General features: G+C 66.7%; 11 protein-coding genes. 5 read left to right on the top strand and 6 right to left on the bottom strand.

The genetic code is table 11. From position 1 onward, the window contains the following. The first annotated feature begins 168 nt into the window (after positions 1–168). Both clpB and QTH91_RS17570 read left to right on the top strand, forming a co-directional pair. On the top strand, positions 169–2,793 hold the full coding sequence (gene clpB / locus QTH91_RS17575) for an ATP-dependent chaperone ClpB (protein ID WP_286661388.1): 2,625 nt from the start codon (positions 169–171) through the stop codon (positions 2,791–2,793). Positions 2,794–2,799: 6 nt separating this feature from the next. Beyond that, positions 2,800–3,141 carry a hypothetical protein gene (locus QTH91_RS17570; protein WP_286661387.1) on the top strand — a complete coding sequence of 114 codons (342 nt, stop codon included), beginning with the start codon at positions 2,800–2,802 and terminating at the stop codon, positions 3,139–3,141. A 56-nt stretch (positions 3,142–3,197) separates the two neighbouring features. On the opposite strand, the gene QTH91_RS17565 is transcribed toward QTH91_RS17570, so the two are convergent. Genes QTH91_RS17565 through QTH91_RS17550 form a run of 4 tightly spaced genes read right to left on the bottom strand, consistent with a single transcriptional unit; the run spans position 3,198 to position 6,841 of the window. After that, positions 3,198–4,025 carry a sulfite exporter TauE/SafE family protein gene (locus QTH91_RS17565; RefSeq protein ID WP_286661386.1) on the bottom strand — a complete coding sequence of 276 codons (828 nt, stop codon included), beginning with the start codon at positions 4,023–4,025 and terminating at the stop codon, positions 3,198–3,200. Between the two features lie 4 nt (positions 4,026–4,029). Then, positions 4,030–5,697: a bifunctional protein tyrosine phosphatase family protein/NAD(P)/FAD-dependent oxidoreductase gene (locus QTH91_RS17560; RefSeq protein WP_286661385.1), complete on the bottom strand. Its 1,668-nt coding sequence runs from the start codon at positions 5,695–5,697 to the stop codon at positions 4,030–4,032. A gap of 37 nt (positions 5,698–5,734) precedes the next feature. Then, on the bottom strand, positions 5,735–6,613 hold the full coding sequence (locus QTH91_RS17555) for an MBL fold metallo-hydrolase (protein ID WP_286661613.1): 879 nt from the start codon (positions 6,611–6,613) through the stop codon (positions 5,735–5,737). 42 nt (positions 6,614–6,655) lie between these two features. Next, positions 6,656–6,841 (bottom strand): YgaP family membrane protein, encoded by a 186-nt coding sequence (locus QTH91_RS17550; protein WP_286661384.1) that lies wholly within the window; start codon positions 6,839–6,841, stop codon positions 6,656–6,658. A 263-nt stretch (positions 6,842–7,104) separates the two neighbouring features. Here QTH91_RS17550 and QTH91_RS17545 point away from each other — a divergent pair, with 263 nt between their 5' ends. From QTH91_RS17545 to arfB, 3 genes are all read left to right on the top strand, one after another. Beyond that, positions 7,105–8,466 carry a sigma-54 interaction domain-containing protein gene (locus QTH91_RS17545; protein WP_286661383.1) on the top strand — a complete coding sequence of 454 codons (1,362 nt, stop codon included), beginning with the start codon at positions 7,105–7,107 and terminating at the stop codon, positions 8,464–8,466. 209 nt (positions 8,467–8,675) lie between these two features. Then, entirely contained in the window at positions 8,676–9,860 is a 1,185-nt protein-coding gene (locus tag QTH91_RS17540) for an acetyl-CoA C-acyltransferase family protein (RefSeq protein WP_286661382.1), read from the top strand. Between the two features lie 15 nt (positions 9,861–9,875). Continuing rightward, entirely contained in the window at positions 9,876–10,286 is a 411-nt protein-coding gene (gene arfB / locus QTH91_RS17535) for an alternative ribosome rescue aminoacyl-tRNA hydrolase ArfB (RefSeq protein WP_286661381.1), read from the top strand. Between the two features lie 31 nt (positions 10,287–10,317). Here the strand turns inward: arfB and QTH91_RS17530 are convergent, their stop codons facing one another. Both QTH91_RS17530 and QTH91_RS17525 read right to left on the bottom strand, forming a co-directional pair. Continuing rightward, entirely contained in the window at positions 10,318–12,045 is a 1,728-nt protein-coding gene (locus tag QTH91_RS17530; protein ID WP_286661380.1) for a SulP family inorganic anion transporter, read from the bottom strand. Continuing rightward, positions 12,042–12,923 (bottom strand): AraC family transcriptional regulator, encoded by an 882-nt coding sequence (locus QTH91_RS17525; RefSeq protein ID WP_286661379.1) that lies wholly within the window; start codon positions 12,921–12,923, stop codon positions 12,042–12,044. Before QTH91_RS17525 ends, QTH91_RS17530 begins: the two co-directional genes overlap by 4 nt. Between the last annotated feature and the right edge of the window lie 88 nt (positions 12,924–13,011).

Below are 13,011 nucleotides of genomic sequence, written 5' to 3'. Positions count from 1 at the left end.
CGTCAACTCCGGTATTCGATGGGTGCGCATGATGATGCAGGATGCGTACCCGCCTGCCGTACAGGCATGAAAAGAATGTGGGTCGGCCGGAGGCGGGATCTGCCATTCGCCGCTTGAATCGCAGGGTGGCGACCTTATATGCCTGACAGTTTCGGAGGTTTTCACCCCATGCGACAAGACAAACTCACCACCAAGTTCCAAGAAGCCCTGGCCGACGCGCAGTCGCTCGCCCTGGGCCATGACAACGCCTACATCGAGCCTGCCCACCTGCTTCTGGCCATGCTGCGCCAGGACGAAGGCCCGCGCGCGCTGCTCGAGCGCGCTGGCGCCAATGTGCAAGGCTTGTCGAAGGCGGCCGAAGCAGCCATCAAGAACCTGCCCCAGGTCCAGGGCCACGATGTGGTCCAGGTCGGCCCCGAGTTGGCCAAGCTGCTGCAGGCCACCGAAAAGGAATCCATCAAGCGCAATGACCAGTTCATTGCAGGCGAACTTTTCCTGCTGGCCGTGGCCGACAGCAAGTCCGACGTTGGAAGGATCGCCAAGGAAAACGGCCTCACCCGCAAGTCGCTCGAAGCGGCCATCGATGCCGTGCGAGGCGGCGAGGGCGTGAACAGCGCCGATGCCGAAGGCAAGCGCGAGGCCCTCAAGAAGTACTGCCTCGATCTCACCGAGCGTGCTCGCAACGGCAAGCTCGACCCGGTCATCGGCCGCGACGAGGAGATTCGCCGCGCCATCCAGGTGCTGCAGCGTCGCACCAAGAACAACCCGGTGCTGATCGGCGAGCCCGGCGTGGGCAAAACCGCGATCGTAGAGGGCCTGGCCCAGCGCATCGTCGCCGGCGAAGTGCCCGATTCGCTCAAGGGCAAGCGCGTGCTGTCGCTCGACATGGCGGCCCTGCTGGCAGGCGCCAAGTACCGCGGCGAGTTCGAGGAGCGCCTGAAGAACGTCCTCAACGAACTGGCCAAGGAAGAAGGCCAGACCATCGTCTTCATCGACGAGCTGCACACGATGGTGGGCGCCGGCAAGGCCGAAGGCGCGATGGATGCCGGCAACATGCTCAAGCCGGCGCTGGCGCGCGGCGAGCTGCATTGCGTGGGCGCCACCACCTTGGACGAATATCGCAAGTACATCGAGAAGGACGCCGCGCTGGAACGCCGCTTCCAGAAGATCCTCGTCGGCGAGCCGAGCGTGGAGGCCACCATCGCCATCCTGCGCGGGTTGCAGGAGAAGTACGAAGTGCACCACGGCGTGGAGATCACCGACCCGGCCATCGTGGCCGCGGCCGAGCTGTCCGACCGCTACGTCACCGACCGCTTCCTGCCCGACAAGGCCATCGACCTGATCGACGAGGCGGCCGCCCGCATCAAGATCGAGATGGATTCCAAGCCCGAGGTCATGGACCGGCTCGACCGCCGCATCATCCAGCTGCAGATTGAGCGCGAAGCGGTCAAGAAGGAAAAGGACGAGGCGTCGCAGCGTCGCCTGGCCTTGCTCGAAGAGCAGATCACGCAGCTGCAGAAGGAATACGCCGATCTCAACGAAATCTGGCAGGCCGAGAAGGCCCAGGCACAGGGCAGCGCGCAAGTGCGCGAAGAGATCGACAAGCTCAAGTTCCAGATCGAGGAATTCACCCGCAAGGGCGATTTCAACAAGGTCGCCGAGCTTCAATATGGGCAACTGCCCGGGCTTGAAAAGCGCCTCAAGGAGGCGCTGGACAGCGAAGAGCGCAAGACCGGCACCGCCGGCGCGCCGAGGCTGCTGCGCACTCAGGTCGGTGCCGAAGAGATCGCCGAAGTGGTGGCACGCGCCACCGGCATCCCGGTGTCCAAGCTGATGCAGGGCGAGCGCGAAAAGCTCCTGCAGATGGAAGACAAGCTGCATGAACGCGTGGTGGGCCAGGACGAGGCCATCGGTGCGGTGGCCAATGCCATCCGCCGCTCGCGCTCGGGCCTTTCCGATCCCAACCGCCCGACGGGCTCCTTCCTGTTCCTCGGCCCCACCGGTGTGGGCAAGACCGAGCTGTGCAAGACACTGGCAGGCTTCCTGTTCGACAGCGAGGACCACCTCATCCGCATCGACATGAGCGAGTTCATGGAGAAGCACTCGGTCGCCCGCCTGATCGGCGCGCCGCCCGGCTACGTGGGTTACGAAGAGGGCGGCTACCTGACCGAGGCAGTGCGCCGCAAGCCCTACAGCGTGGTGCTGCTCGACGAAGTCGAGAAGGCGCACCCCGACGTGTTCAACGTGCTGCTGCAAGTGCTGGACGACGGCCGCCTGACGGACGGCCAGGGCCGCACCGTGGACTTCAAGAACTCGGTGATCGTGATGACCAGCAACATCGGCTCGCCGCTGATCCAGGCCATGGTCGGACGGCCGGCCGAAGAGATCAAGGACGCGGTCTGGGACGAGCTGAAGAATCACTTCAGGCCCGAATTCCTCAACCGCATCGACGAGACGGTGGTCTTCCATGCGCTCGACGCGAAGAACATCGAGGCGATTGCCGAGATCCAGCTCAAGGTGCTGCGTCAGCGCCTGGCCAAGCTCGAACTGGGGCTCGACGTCACGCCGGCTGCGCTTGCGGAGATTGCCAAGGTGGGCTTCGATCCGACGTTCGGGGCGCGTCCGCTCAAGCGGGCCATCCAGCATCGGATCGAGAATCCCTTGTCGAAGCTGCTGCTGGACGGTACCTTCGGACCGAAGGACACGATTCGCGTCGATACCGACCCGATTCACAACCCTGGCCAGTTCGGTTTTACCCGGGCCGGGGAACCTGCGGACGCGCGCGTGGCCTAAGACCAGATGCTCAATTTCGTACTAAGACTTGTCCTGTTCATGCTGGGGCTGGTGTTCGCCGCCAGCCTCGCCGTCGCGGTCCTGATTCTGGCGGCGGCCTGGGGCCTGCGTTACGCGTGGGCGCGGTTGACGGGCAAGCCGGTCACTCCTTGGGTCATGCGCTTCAACCCGGGTTCTGGCTTCGAGGCCTACCGCGCTGCGACCCGTCGCGCGCAGGAGCCGACTGCCGCGGACGTGATGAACGCCCGTGCGCGCGGTGAATCGACGCGCAGCCCGTTGAACCTGGGCGGCGGCGCTCAGGACGTGACCGACGTGCGCGCACGGCCTGCCGGGCCGTCTTCAGACTAGTCCTGGAGTCTCTCGTCAGCAGGTGCGGATGTGCCTGCATCGAGCGAGTTCGCAGATCAACCGCCGGCCAGCATCCGCACCGCGCGCAGCAGAAGAAGCAGGGCCACGCCGCCGGCGACTGCCCCAAAGGCCTGCTGCAGGCGCGGCCCGGCCAGACGTGCGCTGACCCGTCGTCCGGCGAGCAATGCAAGCACGGCTCCGGCCGCGAACGGCAATGCTACCGACCAGGCCATGCCGCCCTGCGTCGCGGCTCCCGCCACCCCGCCCACCGACACCAATGCGATGACAGCCAGCGACGTGGCGACGATGCCGCGCATCGTCACATCGCTGATGCGGGACAACATGGGCACGATGACAAAGCCGCCGCCCACCCCAAGCAGCCCGCTCAGCAAGCCTGAAAGTGCCCCCGTGCCTGCCAGCGCCAGCACACACGGCGCGCGAAGCGTCAAGCGACCTGTCGCCGCGTTCATGGCGCACAGATGGGGTTGGCCGGTCGGCGACGCGCACGCAGCCTTGCCGCTCTGGTGAAAGCTGCGCCAGGCGACCCAGGCCAGCACCAGCGCGAATGCCGCCATCAGCGGCGCATTGGGCAGCGAGCGCCCGAGCCGCACGCCGAGTGGAGCGAGCAGCATGCCTGTCGTCCCGATCAGCAAGGCCGCCCGGTATCTCACGATGCCATCGCGCAATCCCAACAGGGCGCCGATGGCAGCGGCCAAGCCGACTGCGAGCAAGCCGATCGGCGCCGCATCGGCCATCTGCAAGTGCAGTCCGAACACCAGCAGCGGCACGGCCAGGATGCCGCCGCCAGCCCCGGTGAGTGCCAACACGAACCCGACCGCCGCACCCATCAGGAGGCTCAGTCCGTACGTGTCGAAAAGGGCCATGAGTTCAACCCACCATCTCGGGATGGGCCAGCCATTCGCGGCCCTTGAGCATGCCTTGCCAATACAGTGGCGGCAGGATGCGCTCCTTCAGATACCAGGCCAGGCGCGAGGGTCGGGTGCCGTCGATCAGCCAGCTCGGAAAGCTCGGCGCGAGCTTGCCTCCGTAGCCGAACTCGGCCAGCACGATCTTGCCGCGCTCGACCGTCAGTGGGCAGGAGCCATAGCCGTCGTACCGCGCTTCGCCCTTTGCCTGGCCTCGCGTTGACAGCACGTTGTACGCCACGACCGGCGCCTGCTTTCGCGCCGCGGCGGCGGTCTTGGCATTTGCGGTGTTGGCTGCATCGCCCAGCGCGAAGATGTTGTCGAAGTGCTTGTGGCGCAGCGTCGCGGCATCGACGTCGATCCATCCAGCGGCATCGCTGAGCGGACTCACCCGAATGAAGTCGGGCGCCTTCTGGGGAGGCACGACGTGGATCATGTCGAACTCGCGGGTCGACAGGCTCTTGCTTCCGTCGGGCAGGGTTTGGCAAAAGACGGCCCGTCGAGCCGGGCCGTCGATGGACACCAGCGTCTGGTTGAAATTCAGATGGATGCCGTAGTCGCGCACGTACTGCATCAGCGCCGGCACGTAGTCGGCCACGCCGAAAAGAACGGCGCCCGCGTTGAAGAACTGGATGTCGACGTCGCGCAGCACGCCGGCGCGGCGCCATTGATCGGCCGAGAGGTACATCGCCTTTTGCGGCGCACCGGCGCACTTGATGGGCATCGGTGGCTGCGTGAACACCGCGCGCCCATGACGCAGGCCTTGCACCAGCTTCCAGGTGTAGGGGGCCAGGTCGTACCGGTAGTTGGAGGTGACGCCGTTGCGGCCCAAGGTTTCGGGCAGGCCCTCGACGCCATGCCAGTCGAGCTTGAGTCCAGGGCAGACGACCAGTTGCTTGTACTTGACAACGCGGCAGCCGTCCAGGATGACCGCATTGCGCTCGGGTTCGAAAGCGGCCACCGCCGACTTGATCCAGTGCACGCCGCGCGGCAGCACGGACGCCATGGTGCGGGCCGTTGTCGACGCATCGAAGACGCCGCCGCCGACGAGTGTCCAGCCGGGCTGGTAGTAGTGGATGTCGGCCGGGTCGATGACGGCGATGTCCAAGCCGGGCTGGCGAGCCAGCAGGCTCGCGGCGACGGCGATGCCAGCGGCGCCGCCACCGACGATGACGACCTCGTGCGTGGCATCGGCCACCTCGACCGGCGTCTTGCCGCCGTTGACCAGTCGGCGCACTACGCCCTTGAGGTCGAACCCGGCGCCGGCCGAGCGCTCGATGATCTGTGGCAGCGGCAGCGTGCCCGATTGCGACAGCGCCCACATGGTGGTCGAGCGCATGCCGGTGCGGCAGAAGGCCAGCACCGGCTTGGGCAATTGCGCGAGCAACTCGCCGAACTGCCGGCCTTGTTCATCGCTGACCTTCCCGGATTCGGCGGGCAGATAGCGCGTCTGCAGTCCAAGGGCCAGCGCCGCCTGGGCCAGTTCGTCGAACACCGGCTGGTCGCCGCCCTCTCCGTCGGGACGGTTGCAGACCACCGCCCGAAAGCCGGCCTGGGCGATGGCTGGCAGATCGACAGCGGTGATCTGCGCGGAGACCGACAGCTCCGGCGTCAGCGTCTTGAATTCCATGGTTGTCTCCTGGATGTCGCGGGGCCGTGGCCGAAAGCTAGAGCGCGTTCAACGGGATCTTCAGATAGCGCATGCCGTTGTCCTCGGCGGGCGGGAGTTCGCCGGCGCGCATGTTCACTTGCACCGAAGGCAGGATCAGCGTCGGCATATCGAGCGTCGCGTCGCGTCCCTGGCGCATGGTCACGAAGGCGTCTTCGCTGATGCCGTCGCGGACGTGGATGTTGTGCGCGCGCTCTTCTGCCACCGTGCTGCTGAACTGGACCTCGCGACCGCCCGGCTGGTAGTCGTGGCACATGTACAGGCGTGTGTGCAAGGGCAGGCTCAGCACCTTGCTGATGGATCGGTACAGCGTGCGGGCATCGCCGCCCGGAAAGTCGCAGCGTGCCGTTCCGTAGTCGGGCATGAACAGGGTGTCGCCGACAAAAGCGGCCATATCGGCATCGACCCCTTCGCCGGAACTCACCACGTACGTCATGCAGGCCGGCGTGTGGCCCGGCGTGTGCATCGCGCGCGCCTGCAGGCCGCCGATGGAGAAAATTTCGCCGTCTTGGAACAGGTGATCGAATTGGGCGCCGTCGCGCGCGAATTCCGGCCCCGCGTTGAACAAGCTGCCGAAGACCTTCTGCACCGTGGTGATCTGCGCGCCGATGCCCAGCTTGCCCCCCAGTGCCTTGCGCAGATAGGGCGCGGCCGAGAGGTGGTCGGCATGCACGTGGGTTTCGAGAATCCATTGCACTTCGGCGCCCAGCTGGTGCACACGCGCGATCAGCCGGTCGGCGCTGGTGGTCGCGGTGCGGCCGGACTTGGGGTCGTAGTCGAGCACGCTGTCGACGATGGCGCATTGCAGGCTGGCGCGGTCCAGCACCAGGTAGCTGATGGTCCAGGTGGCGGCGTCGAAGAAGGGTTCGATCTGCATCGTGGAGGGTGGGTGCACGTGGTTCTCCGGTGAGCAGTCCGCTCAGCGCGGGCAGGTGTTGATGCCCAGCAGCGAGTACAGCGGGCAGATGCCCACCAGGCCCGTCAGCAGCAGCACGACACCGATCCACCCCCAGACGCCCACCGTTCCGGCGACGGTGAGTCCGATCAGGGTCAGGCCGACAACGACACGCAGGGCACGGTCGAGGGTTCCTTCGTTCAGCTTCATGACGATCTCCAGGTGGCGGTTGAAGCGATCGCCGCCAGATGGCAGTGGCGATGGCTTTGCGCTACTGATAGATCAAAAGCCGTGCCAGCGCTTGCACTTCCTCCCAAAAGAATGCAAGTTGTTGATGCCAAAGAAGATTGTCGAGATGGCTCGCCTGGTCGGCATGCAGTCCAGCGTCGCTCGACTGCCGTTCGAATGCCAAAGATCTGCCAAAGCGCTGCCATTGGCAGAAAATGGCAGTCGACGCGAAAAGGATCGACCTCATGACACCAACCCCGACGCTCGCCGCCAGCGAAACGAACCACCCGCCCCAGGTCCAGTCGCTGATCTCGTACCTGGAGCACGAGGCCCAGCCCATGATCGTCCTGGACCCCGACTACAACATCCTGGCGGCCAATACGGCCTACGAGCGTCAGTTCGGCACGGCGGATCGCCCCTACATCGGGCACAAGTGCTATCGGATCTCCCACCACTACGACGTGCCGTGCGACCAGGCAGGAGAGCACTGTCCGATGAAGCACGCGTTCGAACTCAAGGGGCCGGACCGCGTGCTGCACATCCATCACACGCCGCGAGGGCCCGAGCATGTGGATGTGGAGTTGCGCCCCATCCTCGACGGCGAGCGCCGTGTGGTCGCCTACGTGGAACGGCTGACGACGGTCCGCCACGCCTCCGCCCGGCCCAGCAAGGAAGGGCTGGTGGGCAGCTCGGCCGCCTTCAATGCGGCGCTGGAAGCGGTGCAGCGGGTGTCCCGGTCCAACCTGCCGGTGCTGCTGCTGGGCGAATCAGGCACGGGGAAGGAACTGTTCGCGCGCGCGGTCCACGAGGCCAGCGAGCGGCATCGCGGACCCTTCGTGGTCGTCGACTGTTCCGGCCTGCCCGAGACCTTGTTCGAAAGCGAGCTGTTCGGCCACGAGAAGGGCGCCTTCACGGGCGCGCAGAACCGCAAGAAGGGTCTGATCGAGACGGCTGCCGGCGGCACCCTGTTCCTCGACGAGATCGGTGATGTGCCACTGGCCATGCAGGTCAAGCTGCTGCGATTGATCGAGTCCGGCACCTTCCGGCGCGTTGGCGCCACCGAGACCCAGCAGGCCGACTTCAGGTTGGTGGCCGCCACGCACAAGCCCCTGCAGCAGATGATGGCCGAAGGCGCGTTTCGCCAAGACCTCTACTACCGCATCGCCGCATTCCCCATCGTCCTGCCGCCGCTGCGCGAACGTCGTTCGGACATTCCGCTCCTGGTCGATTCCTTCCTGCAGCGCGGCAGCAGGTCGGGCCAAAGGGTGGTCGTTCAGCCGGCGGCAATGGCGCTGCTGCAGGCTCACGATTGGCCCGGCAACATCCGGGAACTGCGCAACGTCCTGGAGCGGGCGCGCCTGTTTGCCGACGATGGTGTGGTTCGTGCCGAACACCTGCCCGAATGGCTGCGTGCACCGCATGGTCCGCACACGCAGCCAAGTGCCGTGTCTCGCGCCGACATGTCGGCGGCAGCGCAGTCCGACGAAGCCATTCGCCGCCTGGTTGCCGACGGTCGCCTGAGCCGCAAGGAGATGGCCGCCATGGCGGGGTTGAGCGAACGCACCTTCTATCGACGGCTCAAGGCGCTGGGGCTTGGCGGAAACTAGAAGCGGGCCGCCGACGCCCGCCGCGCCGTGGCAGAGCGCGTTCTCTAGAATGCCTGCTCCTGTTTCCCGCTGGCGCCTCGGGCAAAAACAGCCGGTCGCCCTGGCTGACGGCGCGGCGGGCCGAAGCGGTCTTCAACCGGGCCGGAGCCGCTCCTGGCGTTGCACGGTTCGTCATCATTCGCCAAGTCCATACTGAAGGAATCCCACCCATGACACAGAGAGACATCTTCGTCGTCGGCACCGCCCGCACCGCCATCGGCACCTTCGGCGGATCGCTCAAGGACGTGCCCAACACCCAGCTGGCCACCACGGCCGTCAAGGCCGCCATCAGCCGCAGCGGCGTCGACGCCAAGGAGGTGGGCCATCTGGTGATGGGCAACGTGATTCCCACCGACACGCGCGATGCGTATCTCAGCCGCGTGGCCGCAGTCGATGCCGGCTGCCCGATCGAGACACCGGCCTTCAACGTCAACCGCCTTTGCGGCTCCGGCCTGCAGGCCATCGTCTCGGCCGCGCAGGCGGTGGCCCTGGGCGATTGCGATATCGCCATCGGCGCCGGCTCCGAGTCGATGAGCCGCGGCCCCTATTTCGACACCGCCGCCCGCTTCGGCGCGCGCATGGGTGATGCGCTACTGATCGACTACATGCTCGGCATCCTGCATGACCCGTGGGAGAAGATGCACATGGGCATCACGGCCGAGAACGTCGCGGCCCGCTACGGCATCTCGCGCGAGCAGCAGGACCAGTTGGCGGTGACGAGCCAGCAGCGCGCCGCCGCGGCCATCGCCGCCGGCCGGTTCAAGGAGCAGATCGTTCCGGTGGAGGTCAAGACGCGCAAGGGCGTGGTGCTTTTCGACACCGACGAACATGTGCGCGCCGACACCAGTCTCGAGACCCTCGCCGCCATGCGCCCCGCCTTCAAGAAGGACGGCATGGTGACGGCGGGCAATGCCTCCGGCATCAACGACGGCGCTGGTGCCGTGGTGCTGGCGGAAGGGCAGCGCGCCAAGGCGCTGGGACTGAAGCCGATCGCCCGACTGGTGGGCTATGCGCACGCGGGCGTGGAGCCGGCCTACATGGGCATCGGCCCGGTCCCCGCCACCCGCAAGGTGCTGGAACGCACCGGCCTGAAGGTCAGCGACCTGGACGTGATCGAATCCAACGAAGCCTTTGCCGCACAGGCCTGCGCGGTGATCAAGGAGCTCGGCTTCGATCCCGCCAAGGTGAACCCCAACGGCTCGGGCATTTCGCTGGGCCATCCGGTGGGCGCGACCGGCGCGATCATCACGGTCAAGGCCTTGGCCGAACTGCAGCGCGTGCAGGGTCGCTATGCGCTGGTCACGATGTGCATCGGCGGCGGCCAGGGCATCGCGGCGATCTTCGAACGCGTCTGAAGTCGATCCGGCACGATGCATCCGCGCCCGCGCATCACGTTCCTGTCCGAAGAGGTGGTGCTGACCGCCATCCGGGCCCAGGGTGCGGGCGGGCAGAACGTCAACAAGGTGTCGAGCGCGGTGCATCTGCGCTTCGATGTGCCGGCGTCGTCGCTGCCGGATGCCGTCAAGGCGCGGCTGCTGGCCAGCCGCGACAGCCGCCTGACCGACGAAGGCGTGCTGGTGCTCAAGGCCCAGCAGTACCGCAGTCAGGACATGAACCGCGCCGACGCGCTGGCGCGCCTGCAGGCCATCATCGATGCAGCCGCTGTCGCGCCGCGCGTGCGACGAGCCACGCAGCCCACGATGGCTTCGCGGCGGCGCCGCCTGGACGCGAAGCGCGAGCGCTCGGACGTCAAACGCCTGCGCGCCCGGCCGCTCGATTGAGCGTGACGGTGCGCTGGCGAAACGGCGCGGCCTATTCCTTCGGTTTGGGGTTGCCCGCCTGGTCCAGCTCTGCCATGGCCTTGAGTGCAGCCAGTGCTTCGGCATCGGTGCGGTAGCAGGCCAGCAGAGGGCCGGGAGCCAGCAGGTCGGCCCGCTCCAGGATCTGCTGCGCCGGCAGCTTCAGTCCGCTCAGGTGAAGGCGCACGCCTTTGGACTCCAGCAACCGGCGGATGCTGCCCAGCACTTCGACGCCGGTCAGGTCCACGCGGCTGACGGGTTGCGCGAACAGGCAGACGTCCCGCAGTTCAGGCCGTTGCGCAAGCACTTCGTTGATGTTGCGCTCCAGCGGGTTGGCGGTGGCGAAGTCCAGATCGGCATCCATACGCAGCGCATACACCTGCGGCGACAGTGGCGGCAACTGCCACAGGTGGCGGTCCCGCAGGCTGCCGTCAGGGTGCAGTCCGACTTCGATGATGCGCGGGTGCAGGTGCCGGTACATGTAGTGCGCCAGCGAGGCCAGCAGGCCGCCCAGCACGCCCCAGTAGATCGAAGGTGCGGTGGCGATGGTCAGCGCAAAGGTGCCCGCCGAGATGGCTGCCTCGATGCGCGAGATGCGCCAAAGCGCCACGAACGCGCGCGGCTTGATGAGCCCCAGCGTGGCCGTGACCACCACCGAGGCCAGGACCGCCTGCGGCACGCCGTAGAGCAGGGGCATGGCCCACAGCAGCGCCGCCGCGACCACCAGCACCGAGAACAGCGTCGACCACTGCGACTTGGCGCCCGCGTAGAGCGTGATGGCCGAGCGCGAGAACGACGAACTGGTGGGAAACGAGCCGGTCAGGCCCGAGGCGATCTTGCCCAGCCCCTGGCCGATCAGGTCCTGGTTTTCGTTCCAGAGCGTGCCGGCCCGCGCGTTGTCCACCTTGGCGCTGGAGGCGGTTTCCAGAAAGCTCACCAGCGTGATCAGGAAGGCCGGCAGCAGCAGGCTGGCGAATTCATTGCCCGTGACCAGGTGCGGCAGGTACAGAGAAGGCAGGCCCGAGGGCAGTGCGCCGATCACTGCGCCGCCGCGCAGTGCGTAGTCCAGCAGATAGCTGAGTCCGCCGGCCACCACCATGAGCGCCATGGTGGTCGGAAACTTGGGCAGCCACTTCTTGCCCAGCCACAACATGGCCATGCCGCCCAGTCCGAAGCCGATGGCCAACAGGTCCGGTGGCGGCCCATTGAGCAGCGAACCGTAGCTGCGCCCCATGAAGCCGAGCAGCGCCGGCAATTGCGACAGCGTGATCAGCACCGCCGCGCCCTGGGTGAAGCCCATCAGCACCGGCGAATTGACCAGGCGCAGCAGCCAGCCGAAGCGCACCGCTCCCAGCAGAATCTGCATCGCGCCAGACAAGAGCGTGAGCCAGACGGCCAAGGCCACCCATTCGTCGCTGCCGGGCCGTGCCAGGGGCGCAAGCGAGGCGCCCACCAGCAGGCTGGTCAATGCCGTCGGACCCACCGAAAGCCGCGCCGAGGAACTGAACAGCACGGCGATCAACGCCGGAAACAGCGCGGCGTAGATGCCGGTGACGAGGGGCATGCCCGCCAGCGCCGCATAGGCCACGCCCTGGGGGATCACCATCAGCGCCACGGTCACGCCGGCGGACGCCTCGTTGATCAGCAGCGCGCGATCGGGCCGCGGCCAGGAAAGGAAAGGGAGCCAGCGTTGCAGGCGTTGTCTCATCTTGTTGTTGTCGTCGAGCTGGCGGGCGGTCATGTGGCGGCGGTGGCGGACTTTCGCTTGTGTTGGAAGGAAGTGGGTGATTGTCCCGTAGCGGCCTTGAACATGGCGCAGAAGGCGCTGTCGGTGGCGTAGCCGCTGGCGGCCGCGACCTGGCTGACGGGCATGCCGCGCGCCAGCAGGGGCAGCGCATGGGCCAGCACGGCCTGCTGGCGCCATTGCTGCCAGCTCATGCCCATCTGGTTGCGAAACAGGCGCGCCACGGTCCGCTCGCTGGCGCCGATCTCCTGGGCGCGTTCGGCCAGCGTGGCGCGGTTGTCGGGCGCGCGCAGCACCGCTTCGCACAACTGGCGCAGCCGCTTGTCCGACGGCAGGGGCACGTCGATGCGGATCTGCGTGGCGCGCTCGACCTCGTCGATGAGCAGCGGCGCGATCCAGCGCTCGCGCTGCGCAGCATGCGAGTCGACGGGCCCTTGGCCGTCGGCGGTGGTGTCCAGCGCGAGCATGAGTGCGCGCAGCAGGGGGCTGATCTCCAGCACTTCGCATTTCTCCCAGGCCGGCGCCATCCAGGCATGGACGTACACGGTGCGCAGTTCGGCGTCTTCGATCAGGGTGATGCTGTGCGGCATGTTGGCCGGTACCCACAGCGCGCGTGAGGGCGGCACGATGTAGCTGCCGTCTTCGGTCGAAAGGCGGATCACGCCCCGGGTGGAGAACGTCAGCTGCGGCCACGGATGCGTGTGCAGTTCCACCAGCGTGTCCGCCTTGAGGAAGTGCTCCTTGGCCCGGAGCGGTCGCACGGCATCGGGCGCAAACAGATGCGGCGTGAGCGAACTGACGCTGTTCACCGGCGTGAGCGGCTGCCTGGACGGCGGCCGCGGCCGGCGGTGCGGGGGCGTTTCAGTGTTTGTCATGGTTTCGACAAATCTTGTCGCGGTATCGCCATTCTGACGCGAAGTCCGCAGATAGGATCAACATTCCTTCAAAAAAGAACCACTCCAA

The sequence above is a fragment of the Variovorax dokdonensis genome, assembly GCF_030316895.1.
In the GTDB taxonomy this organism is placed as follows: domain Bacteria; phylum Pseudomonadota; class Gammaproteobacteria; order Burkholderiales; family Burkholderiaceae_C; genus Variovorax; species Variovorax dokdonensis.
This window is presented reverse-complemented; position numbering and strand designations above follow the sequence as displayed.

Bases quoted from the DNA above. Each gene is read 5' to 3' on its own strand.
- clpB (WP_286661388.1), top strand. From the start codon at position 169: ATGCGACAAGACAAACTCACCACCAAGTTCCAAGAAGCCCTGGCCGAC.
- QTH91_RS17570 (WP_286661387.1), top strand. From the start codon at position 2,800: ATGCTCAATTTCGTACTAAGACTTGTCCTGTTCATGCTGGGGCTGGTG.
- QTH91_RS17565 (WP_286661386.1), bottom strand. From the start codon at position 4,025: ATGGCCCTTTTCGACACGTACGGACTGAGCCTCCTGATGGGTGCGGCG.
- QTH91_RS17560 (WP_286661385.1), bottom strand. From the start codon at position 5,697: ATGGAATTCAAGACGCTGACGCCGGAGCTGTCGGTCTCCGCGCAGATC.
- QTH91_RS17555 (WP_286661613.1), bottom strand. From the start codon at position 6,613: ATGCAGATCGAACCCTTCTTCGACGCCGCCACCTGGACCATCAGCTAC.
- QTH91_RS17550 (WP_286661384.1), bottom strand. From the start codon at position 6,841: ATGAAGCTGAACGAAGGAACCCTCGACCGTGCCCTGCGTGTCGTTGTC.
- QTH91_RS17545 (WP_286661383.1), top strand. From the start codon at position 7,105: ATGACACCAACCCCGACGCTCGCCGCCAGCGAAACGAACCACCCGCCC.
- QTH91_RS17540 (WP_286661382.1), top strand. From the start codon at position 8,676: ATGACACAGAGAGACATCTTCGTCGTCGGCACCGCCCGCACCGCCATC.
- arfB (WP_286661381.1), top strand. From the start codon at position 9,876: ATGCATCCGCGCCCGCGCATCACGTTCCTGTCCGAAGAGGTGGTGCTG.
- QTH91_RS17530 (WP_286661380.1), bottom strand. From the start codon at position 12,045: ATGACCGCCCGCCAGCTCGACGACAACAACAAGATGAGACAACGCCTG.
- QTH91_RS17525 (WP_286661379.1), bottom strand. From the start codon at position 12,923: ATGACAAACACTGAAACGCCCCCGCACCGCCGGCCGCGGCCGCCGTCC.